Genomic DNA, 17669 nt, shown 5'->3' with positions numbered 1-17669 from the left:
TAGATTTGAATATGCCCCGGATGAATGGTAAGCAATGCCTTGCCGAAATAAAAAAGGATCGTACACTCCAAAATATTCCCGTAATTATTTATTCTACTTCTTCCGATAAAAAGGACATTGAAGAAACTATGCAGTTAGGTGCTGTTTTCTTTTTTCAAAAACCCAGCCGGTTTGATGAACTTTCGCAGGCGCTGTATCAAATTATTAACCGTAGCTGGAAATAATACGTCCTTTAACTTTTTTGCAATTTATCAATACACTTTTCCAGGTCAATTCCATTTGCAAGCACATCTGTAAAAATATCTTTTATTTTTTTTACTCTTTTTGGTACAGAAAATATATCGAATGCAGAAGGATGCAAACCGGGTTTAACTTCTTTCCAAAGCAGTGGCGTAGAAACTGTGGCGCCTTCAACTGGCCTCAGGCTATAGGGAGCAGCTACAGTTTGCCCTTTGCTGTTTTGTAAATAATCGAGGTAAATTTTATTACCTCTTTTTTTTAAATTTCGTTCCATGCTTGTAAATTTGGGTAGTTGCCCGTTTGCCAAAGTGCAAAGTATTTCTGCAAAATGCCGCCCCTGTTCATAAGTATATTTTTTACCGGCGGGAATATAAATATGCAGCCCGGTGGCACCCGAAGTTTTGCAAAAAGATCGGGCACCTGCTTTATCTAAAATTTCTTTAAAAACAATTGCAGTTTCAATTACCTGCTCAAAATTATTTTTTGGAGAAGGATCAATATCAATTATAATGTAGTCAGGTTTATCAGGCGATTTAATGGTAGAACTCCATGGGTTTAATTCGATACAACCTAAATTATTAAGGTAGGCAAGCGTGGCTTTATTGTTACAAATTATATAGTCAATATCTTTATTGGCCGAAGCAGAATGTAAAGGGATACTTTTTACCCACGCAGGTGCATCATCACCGGCATCTTTATGATAAAAGCCTTTATCAATAATTCCATTGGGGTTTCTTTTTAAAGATTCAGGTCTGTCTTTAAGATAAGGCAAAATATATCCGGCCATCGATTGATAATAATCTATCATCATGCCTTTTGTAATATTTTTTTTAGGCCAGTAAATTTTATTTCGATTGGTGATTTTTACTTTTATCTTATCAATGATCAACTCTCCGTTTTTGTCGTTATCAGTTATTACAGCTTTCTTCGATGATTTTTTTATTACTGTTTTTTTCATAACAATTTCTTTTGTTTTTTTATCTTCTCTCATCCGTAAAAAAATCGGATGACGCATTTTTCCATCACCCGTCCATTCAGTAAATTTAACTTCGGCAATATATTTTGGTTTTACCCACGTTACCGGCATATTTGTTTTTACTGCTTCATTAAAAGGCGATACAGAAGTTTTTAGAGGTTGCAGTTTATTGTAAATTTCTTTTAATAATGCTTCGCTGAAACCAGAACCTGTATGGCCTGCATATTTTAAATCTTTTTTATCTTTTAATGCCAGCACCAGGGCCCCAAAATATTTTCTGGATCCTGTGGGTTGAGTGTAACCTGTAATAATAACTTCGGTTGATTTATGCTGTTTTATTTTTAACCAGTCGGCAGTTCTTATTCCTTTATGGTATTTGCTATTTGCTTTTTTAGCCATTATTCCCTCCAGGCCTTTCTTTACAGCAATATTAAATAACGCTTTACCTGTACCTGTTACATGGTCCGAATATTTAATGGTATCATTTTTTTTTATAAGTTTTTTAAGTAATTTTTTTCTTTCAGTAAGTGGTAATTCGCAAACGTTTTTTCCATTAAGCATTAAAATATCAAACACATAGTAATAAAGCTGTACTGCATTATTTTCTTCATAATGCTGTAATTGCTGAAAGTTTGATTTGCCATCTTTATTAAGCACTACTATCTCTCCATCCAGTACTGCATTATGAGATATTTTTTTTAGGGCATTAAAAATTGTGGGATAAGCATTGTCAAAACTAAGTCCGTTACGGGAATATAATTTAACTCCTCCATTCTTTATTTCGCTAATAGCTCTGTAACCATCCCATTTAATTTCAAACAACCATTCTTTATCATCAAAAGCGGCATCTGTTTCTTTTGCAAGCATGGGGAGTATAAAATTGTCCAGCTTTTTTTTAGGTGATCTTCTTTTCAATACTAAAGTTTTTTTTTAGTTTTTACATTGGCAGCAAGCCATTTATTTATGGGTGATGTGGATGCTGTTTCGTTTTCGCTGTTATATTTTGTATCAACAGCATATTTATCATTATGCTTAATCAACAGCCAGGCATTTTCCTGATCGCTTTTTAATTTTACCAGTGCAAATTCTCCTTTTAATTTTTTTCCTTCAAGTATAAATTTTAAACTGCCCGATTTTAAACCTGCTTTCAATTTTTTTTCATCAATATTTTTACCAGATCTTTCTATATCTGTATATTCTCCTTTATCCCATATCTCTACAATACCTGCACCATAGCCCGATGGTATTACGCCTTTAAAATCTTTATAAGAATAAGGATGATCTTCCACCATCATTGCTAATCTTTTATCATTTGGGTTCATTGATGGGCCTTTAGGTACTGCCCAGCTTTTTAAAACACCATCTATCTCCAGCCTGAAATCGTAATGCAGCCGTGATGCCTTATGTCTTTGTACAACAAAAGATAAAGAAGATTTTTTTTTCTTTACAATTCCCTCCGGTTCAGGAGAAGAGGAAAAATTTCTTTTTGATTTATATTTAAGCAGGCTCATTTAAGATGCTTTTTTATTTTTTGTTTGCAGGCTTGCTTTTAATTGCGACATAAGGTCTTTAGTTTTATTGTGTACCACTTTAAGATGAGGGGCATTAATTTTTGCACCTTTACTTTTTGCCTTTATTAATTTTAATAATTGAGAAGAATAATTGTCTTTGTATTTACTGATATTAAATTTACCCGATAATTGATTAATTAAACTTACCGCCATTTTAAGTTCGCCGGGCTTTATAGCAGCTTTTGCAGGCAGGCTCAGTTCTTTTGTGTTTCTTATTTCTTCTTCAAACCGAATTTTATTTAGAATAATTACATTATCCGAAACCCTTAAAATTGCCAAAGCTTCTTTATTGCGCATTACAAATGTTGCAATACCTGCTTTGCCGGTTTTATGTAATGCTTCTCTTAATAATGCGTAAGCCCTTACTCCCGATTTTTCAGGCACCAGGTAGTAAGGTGTTTCATAATAAATACTGTCTATTTCTTCCTGCAATACAAAATCACTTATTTCAATAACTTTTGTTTTAACTGCCGCTGCGGTTTCAAAATCTTTATCGCTTAGCACCACATATTTATTATTGAGTAAATAGCCTTTTACAATATTTTCCCATTTAATTTCTTTTCCGGTTTTTTCATTTACTCTCATAAAACGGATATGGGCTAAATCTTTTTTATCCAGCATATCAAGATCAAGTTCGCTTGCCTGGGTAGCACTAAATAATTTTACCGGGATATTTACCAGCCCAAAACCTATTGTACCCGTCCATAATGCTTTCATAATTTATTTTTTTATAATGAATTGAAGAATATCTATTTTTAAAATGTTCATCGTCAGAAATATTTTTTTAGTTGGCCTGTAAAATTTTTATCATAGTGGCTTCTTCGGCCTTAAGATTGTTTTTATCATTGCCTTTTTGATATTGTGTTTGATCAAAATATTTTTTTGCCAATTTGTTTTCATACACCGATAAGATGGCAGGATGGATATAATATTTTTTGCAAACATTAGGTGTATTGCCTAAATGTTTTGATACTGTATTAAGCACCTGCAGCGTATTTTTTTTGCGCTCTGCATCTGTTTCCGGTATGCCAAGTTCTTTAAAAGCAATAAAAGCATTTAAAGAGCCGGCCCATGTTCTAAAATCTTTCGCACTATAATCTCCGCCGCTTATCTTTTTTATATATTCATTTACCATACCGGAATCAATAGGCTTTTTTAAGCCGGCCTCATCATAGTATTGAAAAAGTTCTTTTCCCGGAATGTCTCTGCATTTTTTTACCAGAGCAGCAAGTTTTTTACTTTTTAAAGTAATCTTATGCTCTATCCCTTTTTTACCTTTAAAGAAAAAATGCAGTTCATTACCTTTAATTTCTACATGCCTGTTTTTTAATGTTGTTAATCCAAACGAGCCATAAATTTTTTCATAAAAATTATTACCTATCCTTATGTTTGTTTTTTCAATAAGGCTTACAATCAGTGCTAAAATTTTTTCTGCCGCCAAACCCTCCAGGGAAAGGTCTTTTTCAAGTTGTATCCTTATTGCAGGTAAAACCCTGGCAAACTCCAGCAAGCGGTAATATTTTGTATGGTTACGTAAAGTGTTCCATAAAGGATGGTATTTATATTGTTTTCTTTTTTTTGCATCAATGCCTGTAGCTTGCAAATGGCCGTTTGCCGAGGTGCATATCCAAACATTTTCCCAGGCTGGCGGTATTACCAGGCTTTTTATTCTTTGCAATGTGGTGCTATCGGTTACTTTTTTATCTTTAAGGGTATAAAAAAGATTTTTCCCTTTTTTTAATCTTTTAATACCTTCCTGCGAATCCTGCACATACAAAAGATTAATTGCCTTTGCAGTTTTTTCGGGATCTCTGCTGATATCTTTAATTTTTTTTCTGGGAATTTTTATTATTTCTTCAACAGGCGTTGTCATAATAGAATCATTAAAAATTTGTAAAGCAGTTAATAAGTTTAAATTTTGTGCCAAATCGAACTGATATGGGAAAAACATAAAAGTGCCGGGGCTATTCATTTCATGCGGCACAGCATACACACTTACGCTCATTTTGTAGAAATAATTTCCTTTTTTAGTTTTTTGCTATTTGGTAGTGCAATTGAATAGTGGCTGGAGCAATTATTGCTGATTATAAAAAATGGGAAATTTTATTTTAGCTTTACAGGCACCATGGACGGAAGTAAAAGAGTTACTTAAAGAAGTAAACAGCGAACTTTCTGATGAAGACTTAATTTATGAACCTGAAAGGGGAGAGGAATTACTAGAAAGGCTTTCAGTAAAAATGGGCCGAACTAAAGAGCATATTAAAACATGGATAGAAAGCGTATCTGCTAATACAAGACCTTCATTTTAGAGCCACAACTTAATCATTTAACCTTTTTAAGTTGGAAGCAACCTAAAAAACTACATGTGGAAATTACTGTAAAATAAACGTAAAATTACTTGGTAGTTTGACATTATCACCTATATTTGACCTTTAATCACCACAAGACGTCAAATATGGATACCAACGAAATTTCGGATGAGGGTCTTAAACATTTAGAGAATTGGCTTATTGAAAATGGGTATTCAAATATTGTGATAGACAAATTTAAAGCTGATGTAGCAGATATTCATGCAAAAGGATCAATCGAAAATATTATCGTAGAAGTTAAAACAGTGCTTCATCCTGATGAAAAAACTGTTTTAAGCCGCACTGATAAATTTGCTTTGAAGGAACTGGCTAACAGGCTTGAAAAAATCGCTTATGTGGCCTATGTAGTAATTGATAAAGATAAAAATCTTATTGGCGAAATTGTTTGGGAAAGACTGAATTAAGGCAAAGTAAAAACAACTGTAATTGAACAACCTTTACCTTTTTTAGATTCAATACTAACCTTTCCGTTGCTTACCTCTGATCTGCTTTTTATATTTTTTAAACCTACTCCTGTTCGTTTTTTAGCTGTATCAAAACCAACGCCATCGTCTTTAATACTCAGGTAAATTTCATCTCCTATTTTAGCAATACTTATTTCAACTTTTGAAGCGTTTGCATGTTTAATAATATTATTTAATTGTTCCTGTACAATTCTAAAAATAGTAAGTTTTATTTTTTTATTTAACAGGCCTTCGTTAAAATTTTTCCATTTTGTTTCAATAGTAAAAGGATTTACCAGCTTCATGCTGTCCACCAGGTCGTTTACTGCCTGGAGCAAACCGATTTCTTCAAGCGCTGGGGGTATTAATGCATTGGTAAGTTTTTTTATAGCTGCCATTACCCTTTCGGTAAGTAATTTACTTTCAGTTATAAGTTCGGGGTTAAGTTTATTTTGTGTAAGGGTAAATTCCAGGTATAGTTTTATTGTAGCCACTATCTGGTTAATATTTTCATGCAGTTCTTCACCAATTTCAATGCGTTCTTTTTCCTGGCCCATAATTACTGCATCTGTAATCTGTTGCTCCCTTAATTTTCTTACTTCTACCAGGCTGCTTTCCAATTTTATTTTTTCAGTAATATCATTACCCAAAGTAAGTACTGCTTTTTTACCATTGTAATTTATAATGTGCGATGATATTTCTAAAACAACAGAAGACCCTGTTTTAGTTTTGTGATGGCGCTGCAATGTTTTTTTTGTGAACGAATCGCTTTTAACTTCCTGAAATAACTCTAAAAAAAAGATAGATTCTTCTTTAGGATGAATATCGGGTATGGTAAGGCGTAAAAATTCTTCTCTTGGATAGCCGTACAGCTGCTCAGCAGCTTCATTTACTTCAATAATTTTTAAATCATTAATATCCCAAATTATAATGCTCGATGGATTATTATTAAATAAATACCGGTAACTCTCTTCTGATGCTTTTAATAATTCTTCGGATATTTTATGTTCAAGAATAATGGTTAAGATATTCTTTGCCCTTTCAATGGTTTTTTCTTCTTCTTTTGTGGGTGTTTTTATCTCTTTATAATAAATGGCAAAGGTACCCAGTACCACATTTTTTGAATTTATTATGGGAAAAGACCAGCACGACCGTAAACCGGCAGTAAGAGCATATTCTTTATAATCTGCCCATCTTATATCATTTTCAATATCGGCAACAATTACTTTTTGTTTTTTAAAAGCAGCAGTACCGCAGGAGCCTGTATTTTCTCCAATTACAGCACCTTCAATTACTCTGCTGTATTCTTGAGGTAAAGACGGGGCCGCCCAATTGTATAAACTATTGTTCTGTAATTTTAAAACAGAGCATAGCATGCCGGGGTGAATTTTTTCTATTTCCTTCAGATAATGGGATAGATTGTTTTCAATTTTACTGTTGTATGCTGCAGTACTTTCTAAAAATTCCTTTTCAATTCTTTCTAATTCTGTTAACCGTTTAGTTTCTGTAACATCCTTAAAAAAAATAGAGCAACCAGTTTCTGAAGGATAGATATTTATCTCCAGCCAAACATTAGCAGGCTCATAAAATTCTTCAAAATGAACGGATATTTTATTCTCAAGTGCTTTTTTATGTTTAAAATAAGATAGATTTTTTTTTGATCCCTTATAAAAATCCCAAAAAATTTTTCCGGTAATTTCTTCTTTTTTTATGCCCGATATTTTCTCTACTTCCCTGTTCCAGTATTTAACTCTCCAGTTAAAATCAACCGAAAAAAACCCATCGGTTATGCTGGCTAAAACCTGCTTTAGCTCCCACGCCGATTTTTTTTGTTCGCTTAAATTGGTAATTAAGGTACTGGTTCTTTGCTCTCCCTGGGAATTAATAAAAATGGCAGAAAAAATTTCTACAGGAAAATGCTCACCATTCTTTTTTATTCCTGTTGTAATTGTTTTTAAAAAACCATTTTTATCCCGGTATTTTAAAGCTTCCAGAAAATTGATGTCGGTGTAGTCAATAATATCCTGCCGGCGAATTACCTTAAACTCTTCAGCAGTATAACCAAATAATTTACTGGCAGCTTCATTACTTTCTACAATGCATCCATTTTCGCCGGGTATGGTTATGAAAAACGCAATTAATGAATTTTCAGTAAGTATTTTATGCGTTTCTTCGCTTGGGTCAAGTGAGTATTCGAAAACGTCACCAACAGAAGTTGAAATTGCATTAGTGTTATTCATTACAGACCTATATTATGCAGATATTGCTTTAGGGGTATAGTAAAAACATAATATTTTTTGCTTTTACAGGTAAAATGGTTAAAAACAAGTTACAAAAAAAATGCTTTAATAATATTCGCAAGTTATATTTTCTCTAATTTTTAAAAAATGGCAATAAAACTTATTTTTTGTAGAAATTTTTCTATCTTTAGTTACCTTATAACACTAAATCGTACTTGCTTTGAAAAAATTTTTAATTATAGATGACCACGTTATAGTTCGCTCTGGAATGAAGCTCCTTCTTTCTGAAATATATAAGTCTGCTGATATTCACGAAGCTTTTGACGGGGACACTGCAACCCAAAAATTAAAAGAAAATACCTTCGATTTAATAATGATGGACATCCAGATGCCCAAAACAGATACATTTGGTTTAATGGAATATATACATGTAAGGTATCCAGAAGCTAAAGTGCTTATCTTTTCTGTAAATGCAGAAAATACTTATGCCAAGAGGTTTATGAAGGCAGGTGCCTATGGGTTTGTATCTAAAGAATCGCCGCTGGAAGAAATAATTAAAGCCATTAACCTGGTGCTTAACGACAGAAAATATATTAGCGAAACCTTGGCCTATAAAATTGCCGAAGATTCCATTGCAGGGCGAACGGATAATCCTTTTAATAAACTTTCCCCCCGGGAGTTTGAAATTGTGGCATTGCTTTTAAATGGTAAAACAGTAAGCGACATATCCCAAATACTAAATATCCAGGTTTCAACCGTGGGTACTCACAAAGCCCGTTTGTTTGAAAAACTAAGCGTAACCAATATACTGGAACTAAAAGAACTGGCTACAGTTTATAAAGTTTAATTAGTAAAAAAATAGATTTCCTTTTATTCTTTCTTCAATTTCTGCCCAATTTTTTGGTGTACAGTCATTAATTTAAAAAAAAATAATAGAAACTTTTCTACATAAGATTTGTAGATAAGTCTACATTTTATTATTATTTAATTATTGATTTTTACAGTCATAATATTATTTGGTGTATCGATTAGCCAACTAATAACAATATCCTAATTCAAAAACTTTTATGATTAAATCCTCCACCCGAAAGATCAGCATCTATCTTAATGTAGATGAAAACAGTATCAGGGATTATTTTAACCCACACGACCCGGCAAGATTGGAAAGAAGGCAGCTTGGCCAGGAATTTCAAAATTATCTTAACGATTCAGTAGCCTGCGCCGGCAGACATACAGTTATTGATTACAAAGTTTTTTGCAGCGAATCGGGCAGTATGCGGTTTATGGTAGAACCTTTGATGAGAACAATACGCCGCCATTTTCAAATAAAAAAAATGCTCAAAGAAGTTGAGTTTCATAAATTCAAAAAGAAAAATTATATCCTGCTTTGTATAAGCATATTGGTGGTAATGTTTTGCCAGGGTATTCTTCCCAATTTATTCGGTCAGGATCATCGTATTCATTCCATGTTCAGCAATGCTATTGATGTATTTAGCTGGGTAGTGCTTTGGAAACCAATTGAGCGCCTGATATTTTACTGGAACCCTTTTCTTAAAGAAATATTAATGCTTGACAAATTGCAAAATGCAAAATTAAAAATTGTAGAAAGTGAAGAAGAACTTGTTAATCATCATTTGGAGCATTATGATGCAGCATAATACTGCAGCACAAAGCAAATCTGGTATTGAAAATTATAATTTTTTCGGCAGCGGCCAGGCTTATGTATGGATGCCGGTATTGCATCATCAGGGTAAAAACGGCGTTTATACGGAGCTGAGGTATAATTACGAAGAACTTAAAACCGCATCAGTTTACATAGGAAAAAATTTTAGACAGGAAGGAAAAATAAACTTTTCAGTTACACCAATGCTGGGGATGGTTTTCGGAAATTTTAATGGAGGATCTGCGGCAATGAACATGGATATAGAGTATAAGAAAATATTTATTTCAACACAAAACCAATACACAATTAGTAAAGATGATATTAATAATAATTTCTTTTTTAACTGGACAGAACTGGCCATTCAACCAAAGTCATGGTTTTATACCGGTGTTAGTACACAGCAAACGCAAGTGTATAAAACAAAATTTGTATCGGAGTACGGAATTTTAGCAGGCTTCATTATAAAAAAGATTACGATACCGGTTTATATTTTTAACCCGTTAAATAAAAACAGAAACGTTGTAATTGGAGTAAATGCCGAATGGTAATAATTAAAAATTTTAAACATGCAGGAAACAAAAACTATTTCCTGTGCTCCATAACTATGAATCAGCCAAACCCTTAACATCTATTTTATGAAAAAATTAATCTTTACGCTTGCGGCATTTTTTATTGCCCTGCTTTCTTACGCCCAGTTTGGTGTTGGAACTGTTACCCCTAATTCTACCTTAGATGTGAAAGGTTCTGTGGCAACCAACTACAGAGGTTTTACGTCAAATACATCAGCATCTGTTACCGACAATCTTTTAGTATTTACTGGCAGTAGTGCGGCCACAGTAACACTGCCCACGGCAGTAGGTTGCGATGGCAGAAGTTATATGATAAAAAATGCAAGTACTACTGGCCCAACACCAGTTGTTACCATTGCCACTACGTCGGCCCAAACAATTGACGGTGCTGGTTCCTGGACCCTTACTTCAGCTAACGAAACCATTACGCTGATCAGTAACGGTGCTAACTGGCATGTTTCGGCACAGAGTTTACCCGGTGGTTCGGGTGTCAGCTGGACACAAAATGGTAATTCACTCGCTTCTCAAAAATCAATTGGAACTATCAGCAACCATTCCCTTCCTTTTATTACAAACAATACCGAAAAAATGCGGCTTACCAATACTGGTAGTTTAGGGATAGGTACTTCAACTTTTAATGGTACCAACCCTGAAAAATTATTGGTAGATGCCGGTACAACCACTTCAGTAAATGCTATTGTAGGCAAAGGTACTATTGACAGTTACCTGCAATTAAATATTCAGAATAACTCTGCTGGTACAAGCTCATCATCCGATGTGGTGGCTACTGCAAATAATGGCAGCGAAACCACTAATTATGTTGATATGGGTATAAATGGGGGCAGTAATACAAGCGGTATCATGGGAGCAGCAAATGATGCCTATTTATATAATATCGGCCAAAATATGCTGGTGGGCACAGGCTCTGCTTCCAAGTCTTTAGTATTTATGACTGGTGGTACAACACAATCAACTAATGAAAGAATGCGTATTGATGGTAGCGGAAACGTTGGTATTGGAATAACCAACCCTGCATATAAATTACATGTAACGGCTGCAAGTAACCCTTTGTTTTTAAGTGGTGTACAAACTGGGACAAATACTGACAGTGTGGTTACTATCAATAACGGTATTATCAGAAAAATAAGTGCGGCGGCTTCAACTGCAAATGCATGGTCAACAGGAGGCAATACTGGTACTAACCCGGCAACAAATTTTTTAGGAACTACAGATGATAAGCAAATGATCCTGAAATCTAACGGGCAATCTTATTTGGAATTTGGCCGCCGTCAAACACTGGGGCTTACACAGGGATTTACTGACTATGATGATAACAATGAAAAAGTTACTTATGTACGATCTGCTTTGCAGTTTGAAGCACCCAATGCATCATTTTACAAACCCAAAATGTTTACAGATGTTAATGGTAATTTTAGGGTGAAAGGAAGTTCTGCAGGTACGGATTATTTTGAATTTGGATCAACAGGTACCAGTAATAACGGTGGGTTTGAATTTATTATTGGCGACGATGGTGATGAACCCATTCTGTTTAAAAGCTATCATTATTTAAATGGTATGTCGGAAATAATGCGGTTGCAAAGTGGTAGAATGTCAGTAGGTTCTAATGCTTTCAATCCCACTAATCCAGAAAAATTATTAATAGATGCAGGGATTACCAGTTCATACAATTTGATGACGGGAAAAGGAAGTATTGATAACTACCTTCAGATAAATGTGCAAAACAGATCTACAGGTACAAGTGCCAGCTCAGATCTTGTTGCCACAGCCGACAATGGCTCTGAGACGGTTAATTATGTAGATATGGGTGTCAATTCCAGCGGTTATAATAATACTTCGGTACCAGTTTTAAATGGCATTAACAATACGTATTTGTATGGAGCAGGCAACGATCTTACCATTGGCAATTTAGGAAATAACAAGCCAATTATATTTTTTACCACACCAAACGCAACACAGGCAAATGCGGCTGAAAGAATGCGTATTGATGGTACAGGAAATGTTGGAGTAGGAATTATTACACCCACATCGGTATTACATATTGCAGGCAGCCAGGCATTACCCATAAGTACAAAAACTGGTGCATATACTGCTACTGCAAGCGATCATACACTTATCATTAATAATGCAGGCGCTGTTACCATTACACTTCCGGCAGCAGCCGGTTGCCAGGGCAGGCTTTATATAATTAAGAAAATTTCAGCAGCATTAAACAACGTAACTATTGACCCTAACGCCGCTGAAACTATTGATGGCGCTGCCACCCGTGCACTTACCACACAATACGAAACTGTAAGGATACAATCTAACGGTACAAGCTGGTTTATTTTATAAAATAATTAATAACGCAGATTTTTATTGAGCCTGTTAATATTTAAAACTATGAAAACATTAATCGTAACATTTTTATGCCTGGCTTTACATTTTTTTATTAACTGCTGTTTAATGGCACAAGTGGTAGTTCAAAATAATGGCATTGCTTTCATCAGCATGTCTTCTGATATAGTTTTTATCAATGGATCGCTTAACAATGCATCAGGTGCTGCACTTACTAATAATGGCAGCCTGTATGTAAGCCAGAATATTACCAACAACCAGCCGGCAATGGCAACAGGTACAGGAACTTTGTATTTAAATGGCACTGCTACGCAAACTGTTGCAGGGTCTCAAACTTTTAAAACATTTAATCTTGTTACCAATAACAGCACAGGCTTTACTTTAAATAATAACCTTAGTGCAGGCGGGCTTCATACTTACGCAGCCGGGCTTATCACTACATCTGCCGCACCCAATTTTATGATTTATGAATCAGGCGCATCTTATACCGGTGATAACGATAATAAACATGTAAATGGATGGGTGAAAAAAAACGGCAACAGCGATTTTGTTTTTCCTGTGGGCAACGGAACTTACGAAAGAACCATTGCATTAATCAACATTACAACAACAGGTGAGTTTAATGTAAAATATTTTGATGGGCCAACGCCAAACACCAGCAGTCTTTTTCCTCCTTTGGTATTAGTAGATGTAAATGAATACTGGACGATTAATAAAATAAGCGGTGGCAGTGCAAGGGTCGCAATGAATTGGGATCATAGTAAAGTGCCCGTGCCGCAGGTGCTTACTTCAAATATAAGGGCTGCCTATTACAATAACAGTTTTTGGGCAAGTATAGGCGGCACCGGTACTGGTAACACAGCAACTACAGGTTCGGTTACATCAAACAGCGTATCGGCATTTAATAATACGTTTACCCTTGGCAGTGTTGCTTATGTATTACCTCTTAACATTGTTAGCTTTAACGGAAAACGTAACGGAACTTACAACAAACTTAACTGGACAATTAATAACGAAACAGATGTAAAGCAATACCAGTTGCAACGCAGTAATGATGCAGTGAATTTTACGACTATTAATGTGCAGGCAGCCAAAAATAATGGAGGCAATGAATTATATGCTTATGAAGACGTTTCGGCTATGCAAAACAAAGTGTATTACCGCTTACGTTGTGTAAATAATAATGGCGAAGTTTTATATTCCGGTATAGTGGTTATTGCACAAGCTGTAAACGACCGCAAAGATTTTTATGTAATTAAAAATCCGGTTACTGAAAAGATTGATATTTATGCAGCTGCAGCAATAAAAGGTACTTATACTTATACACTTACAAATAATGCCGGGCAAATTGTGCAAATGGGTAAACTGGATATAAGAAACGAAGGCATTTACACCATTAATTTACAAAACTACTTATCATCGGGTATGTATATGCTAGTAGTAACAAATGGCGAGAATATTTTACAAAAAAATATTTTAAAAGACTAATAAATTCTTTCTGCATAGCTTTTTTTAAAAGCAGTTTTAATGGAATAGTACAGCACAGCGGGGGTTTTCTAATCCCTGCTCTTTTTATTTTAGCCCATTGCTAATTAAAAATTAATGTTTAAAAATTTAAAATAGAATTATCATGCAACTTTTCTTCGTTTACCCGGCGTTTTTTTTTCAACGCTGAGAAAATGAGATGGCAGAGTTTACGCTGAGCCCTTCGACTTTGCTCAGGATTCACTCTGCGACAACTCATTTTCTTATTTTTTCTTCAGTAAAATTTGCAGCATGGCCAAATGCTTAACAATAATTTTAAATGCACCAAAATATATTTGCACCTGTTTTTTTGCCCTAAAAAAAGTAGCTTCGTAAAAAAATACATTTTATGGAGTTAAAAGAACAATTTGAAAAAGCCTCAGCCGACAGTAAAAACTTACCTGCCAAACCCGATAACGAAACTTTACTGCAACTGTATTCTTTGTACAAACAGGGAACTGAAGGTGATGTAAACACCGAGGCACCCACCAACCCTTTTGATTTTGTTGGTAAAGCAAAATACGAAGCCTGGTCATCAATAAAAGGAAAAACCAAAGAAGCTGCGATGGAGGAGTATGTGGCGTTGGTGGAAAAGTTGAAAGGGTGAGGTTTGTAATAAAAAAAAGGATTGAACCCATAAGTACATTTCATGAAATGTATTTTCAATACATACTTCTATTAGTAAATTAATAATACCCAAATAATGTTATGAGATCTTTAATGTCATTCTATATTATTGCTGCTATTTTTTTTTGCCAAGGCTGTGGTAATAAATCGAATACTATTATCAGGCAAAATTTTTCTAATGGAGTAAATAATAATTTTAAGGAGAATGACACTAATAGGGTTAATATATGGTTATATAAAAGTTTATTAAATCATGTAAGTAAAGAAGATAGTTTGCTTTTATATGAGAGATATGGCCACCTCTGGCATGAGTATGGATTATATAATTGTAAAACAAAAGAATATTTATTTACTACAATGGAAAATGGGTATAAATTTAAAAATGATACTACAATTGAGAGCAGACTTTTACATACAAAGCTGAAAGAGTATATAGGGAAATCAGAGCAAGAATTATTTGAAAAAACAAGGACTGCAACTCGGTCAGAATTAATGCACGGAACTTATACTTCTATGAGTATTATTAAGATAAAAAGTAAGAATGAAGCTTTTGTTAAATCTTTTTATTTCTAATCTTCTTCAGATTTGTTATTAATGCTTGCGGAAATGACTCACAGCGAAGGAGTATCTGTATTGTTAAATTACCAAAAATAACTATAGCCTTTAATATTATTAATTAATAAAAAAATGCCGACATAAAACCGGCATTTTTTCTATTTAATAAAATAAATTTTTTCTACTGTATCAGCGCCACATTTCCCTTCAGCGTTAGTATCGTACTGTTATCGCACAGTATATCAACCGTATAAACAAATACATCTGGGTTTTGTTTTAATCCTTTAAATGTACCGTTCCATCCTGCAGCAGCATCGTTAGGCGAAAAACCGTTTTTCTCAAACACTACTTCGCCCCAGCGGCTGAATATGCGTAATGTTTTTATGCTGAATAAACCTGTACCTCTCGGGTAAAAAATATCATTGTTACCATCGCCGTTAGGGGAGAAGGTATTTGGTATAAATATATTTGCGCCATTGCATACAACAAAAACTGTTACATGGTCTCTCGTTTTACAACCACCGGCATTTCTAACTTCAACGGTGTATTGTGTAGTTTCTCTTGGCTTAACTGTTACACCTGGAAAATTATTTTGTACAATGCTTTGTGTGGGTGTCCATATTGCAGTACTCACATCGGCAGAAACTACAGGTATAAGTTCAATAGATTGTCCTACATTAATTGTTTTATCAACACCTGCTTCCACTGTTGGTATCGGATAAACTTTTACAGTTACATAGCCGGTATCTTTAAAGCATGCTTTATCATCTGTACCAATAACTTTGTATGTAGTTGTTGTGGACGGGCTTGCTAAAGGTGTTGCAATGGTGGTGCTGTTTAAACCTGTTGCCGGGCTCCATACATAACTTGCTGCCCCACCTGCAAATAATCTTACAGCACTTCCTTTGCATAAAGTGTCACCAATACTGTTAGTCATAGCAAATGGTTGTTTTACATGTACCATTATACTGTCTTTGTTAATGCAACCCTGTGCTGTTCTTCCTTCTACAATATAATTAGTTACCGAATCTGGTTGGGCAACCGGCCTTGCACAATTGATACAACTTAATCCTGTAGCCGGTGTCCATGTATAACTTGATGCGCCTGTTGCATTAAGTGTAATAGTTTTACCCCTGCAAACAAGTGTATCTGCGCCTGCATCAATTGTGGGTACTAAAAAGGCATCAACAGATTTATTAACGGTGTCTTTACAACCGCTGCTGTTAGCGGCAATAAGCTGTATGCCATAAGTTCCGGCAACGGTATAAATCTGTGCTGGCGGATTTTGTAAGTTAGATGTGTTGCCATTTCCTAAATCCCAGTTCCAGCTTATTGCAGAGGTATCGGCAATAAATAATTGTCCGTTAAAGTTAACCGTTAGTGGTGTACAGCCGTTTGCAGTACTGGCAATATTTGCCTGCGGCGATGCAACAATTTTTACGGGTACTGCACTCCTGGCAGTATCGGCACAACCAGTTTGTGTGGTAACTATTAACTGCGGGTAATATAAACCGGCAGTTGCATAAAAATGTGTGGGGTTTTGTAAAGAAGAGGTATTGCCATCTCCAAAATCCCATGCATAAGTTGTAATAATGTCATTGCTTAAAGATGAATCGGAAAACGAAACGGAAGCTGCATCGCAATAAGTTTGATTGATAAAACCAAAATCTGTAATTACACCATTTACCGAAATGGTATCAGGCCCCAATATTGGTACAACACATCCTCCGGGATCAACCAAAATCATTTTGGGTAAATAAATACCGGGTATGGTGTAAGTATAGGAAACAACAGAGTCCGTTGTTGAAAGAGTAGTGCCATCATTAAAATCCCAGATAAATGAAAGCCTGTCCTGAGTGTTGGCAATAAAATTTACGGTTAGTGGTTTACAGCCAACTATTGGCCCGTAAGTAAATGTTCCCTGCGGACCACGTACAGTAATTTGTTTTTGTATGGTATCAATACAACCACCCGGGCTTGTAATGATAAGCTTTGCAAAATATATTCCTGGTACATTATAAAAGTGCGATGGATTATCGGTTTGTGTGGAAGTGCCGTCACCAAAATCCCAGTTTACAGAAGTAAAATTTTGTGAAGTATTGGTAAAGCTGATGAATAAAGGCGGGCATGTTCCCAACGAATCACTCATAATAAAATTTGCATGCGGCGATAAAATGGTAACATAGTTGGGATGAATTAAAGAATCTGTACAACCATATTGGTCGGTAATAAATAATTTAATTGTGTAAACGCCATCGGCAGCATAACTGTGTACTGGATTTGCTGAAGAGCTGGTATTACCATCTCCAAAATTCCAATTATAAATTAATGATGGACCGGTTGATGTATTGATAAAAGTAATTGGTTTTGTTGGGCACGATAATGTATCGGTAGTAGAAAAAGCTGCAACAGGTTTTGAAATAATAATTGGACTTGCATTTATTATAGAATCTATACAACCCTTACTATCTGTAATTTTTAATGCAACAGTATAACTTCCCGGCCCTGCATAAGCATGTTGAAAAGGAGGTGCAGTT

Annotated in this window: 16 protein-coding genes; 10 read left to right on the top strand and 6 right to left on the bottom strand. The window is 34.9% G+C overall.

The window, feature by feature from the left end:
• The coding region (locus ACY651_RS20315; protein ID WP_462255352.1) for a response regulator at positions 1-224 on the top strand (224 nt) is incomplete at its 5' end.
• Between the two features lie 8 nt (positions 225-232).
• Here the strand turns inward: ACY651_RS20315 and ligD are convergent.
• From ligD to ACY651_RS20295, 4 genes are all read right to left on the bottom strand, one after another.
• On the bottom strand, positions 233-2131 hold the full coding sequence (gene ligD, locus ACY651_RS20310; protein ID WP_462255351.1) for a DNA ligase D: 1899 nt from the start codon (positions 2129-2131) through the stop codon (positions 233-235).
• A gap of 2 nt (positions 2132-2133) precedes the next feature.
• Positions 2134-2727 (bottom strand): DNA polymerase ligase N-terminal domain-containing protein, encoded by a 594-nt coding sequence (locus tag ACY651_RS20305; RefSeq protein ID WP_462255349.1) that lies wholly within the window; start codon positions 2725-2727, stop codon positions 2134-2136.
• Positions 2728-3504 (bottom strand): non-homologous end joining protein Ku, encoded by a 777-nt coding sequence (ku, locus tag ACY651_RS20300; protein ID WP_462255348.1) that lies wholly within the window; start codon positions 3502-3504, stop codon positions 2728-2730.
• A 67-nt stretch (positions 3505-3571) separates the two neighbouring features.
• Positions 3572-4792 carry a DNA topoisomerase IB gene (locus ACY651_RS20295; protein ID WP_462255346.1) on the bottom strand — a complete coding sequence of 407 codons (1221 nt, stop codon included), beginning with the start codon at positions 4790-4792 and terminating at the stop codon, positions 3572-3574.
• Positions 4793-4880: 88 nt separating this feature from the next.
• Here ACY651_RS20295 and ACY651_RS20290 point away from each other — a divergent pair, with 88 nt between their 5' ends.
• Both ACY651_RS20290 and ACY651_RS20285 read left to right on the top strand, forming a co-directional pair.
• Positions 4881-5096, top strand: coding sequence for a hypothetical protein (locus tag ACY651_RS20290; RefSeq protein ID WP_462255345.1), 216 nt, complete (start codon positions 4881-4883; stop codon positions 5094-5096).
• 146 nt (positions 5097-5242) lie between these two features.
• Positions 5243-5560: a hypothetical protein gene (locus ACY651_RS20285; RefSeq protein WP_462255344.1), complete on the top strand. Its 318-nt coding sequence runs from the start codon at positions 5243-5245 to the stop codon at positions 5558-5560.
• Here the strand turns inward: ACY651_RS20285 and ACY651_RS20280 are convergent.
• Complete coding sequence (locus tag ACY651_RS20280; protein ID WP_462255343.1) at positions 5557-7839, bottom strand: PAS domain S-box protein; 2283 nt, start codon at positions 7837-7839, stop codon at positions 5557-5559. The two genes, ACY651_RS20285 and ACY651_RS20280, sit on opposite strands and share 4 nt — an antisense overlap.
• A 220-nt stretch (positions 7840-8059) precedes the next feature.
• On the opposite strand from ACY651_RS20280, the gene ACY651_RS20275 reads away from it, so the two are divergent.
• From ACY651_RS20275 to ACY651_RS20245, 7 genes are all read left to right on the top strand, one after another.
• A complete protein-coding gene (locus ACY651_RS20275; protein ID WP_462255342.1) occupies positions 8060-8686 on the top strand; it encodes a response regulator in 627 nt (208 codons plus the stop codon).
• A 220-nt stretch (positions 8687-8906) separates the two neighbouring features.
• Positions 8907-9497 carry a hypothetical protein gene (locus ACY651_RS20270; RefSeq protein ID WP_462255341.1) on the top strand — a complete coding sequence of 197 codons (591 nt, stop codon included), beginning with the start codon at positions 8907-8909 and terminating at the stop codon, positions 9495-9497.
• Positions 9448-10050, top strand: a complete 603-nt coding sequence (locus tag ACY651_RS20265) for a hypothetical protein (RefSeq protein ID WP_462255340.1) — start codon at positions 9448-9450, stop codon at positions 10048-10050. The genes ACY651_RS20270 and ACY651_RS20265 overlap by 50 nt, the downstream gene beginning before the upstream one ends.
• 87 nt (positions 10051-10137) lie before the next feature.
• Positions 10138-12423 (top strand): beta strand repeat-containing protein, encoded by a 2286-nt coding sequence (locus ACY651_RS20260; RefSeq protein WP_462255339.1) that lies wholly within the window; start codon positions 10138-10140, stop codon positions 12421-12423.
• A gap of 48 nt (positions 12424-12471) precedes the next feature.
• Positions 12472-13914, top strand: a complete 1443-nt coding sequence (locus ACY651_RS20255; protein WP_462255338.1) for a T9SS type A sorting domain-containing protein — start codon at positions 12472-12474, stop codon at positions 13912-13914.
• A gap of 385 nt (positions 13915-14299) precedes the next feature.
• Entirely contained in the window at positions 14300-14557 is a 258-nt protein-coding gene (locus ACY651_RS20250; RefSeq protein ID WP_462255337.1) for an acyl-CoA-binding protein, read from the top strand.
• A gap of 101 nt (positions 14558-14658) precedes the next feature.
• On the top strand, positions 14659-15150 hold the full coding sequence (locus ACY651_RS20245; RefSeq protein WP_462255336.1) for a hypothetical protein: 492 nt from the start codon (positions 14659-14661) through the stop codon (positions 15148-15150).
• A 163-nt stretch (positions 15151-15313) separates the two neighbouring features.
• On the opposite strand, the gene ACY651_RS20240 is transcribed toward ACY651_RS20245, so the two are convergent.
• A partial coding sequence (locus tag ACY651_RS20240; protein ID WP_462255335.1) for a PKD domain-containing protein occupies positions 15314-17669 on the bottom strand: 2356 nt, incomplete at its 5' end.

This window comes from Ferruginibacter sp., from assembly GCF_031391665.1.
Taxonomy (GTDB): Bacteria; Bacteroidota; Bacteroidia; order Chitinophagales; family Chitinophagaceae; genus Ferruginibacter.
The sequence above is the reverse complement of the archived record's forward strand: the minus strand, read 5'-3'. Positions and strand labels throughout refer to the sequence as shown.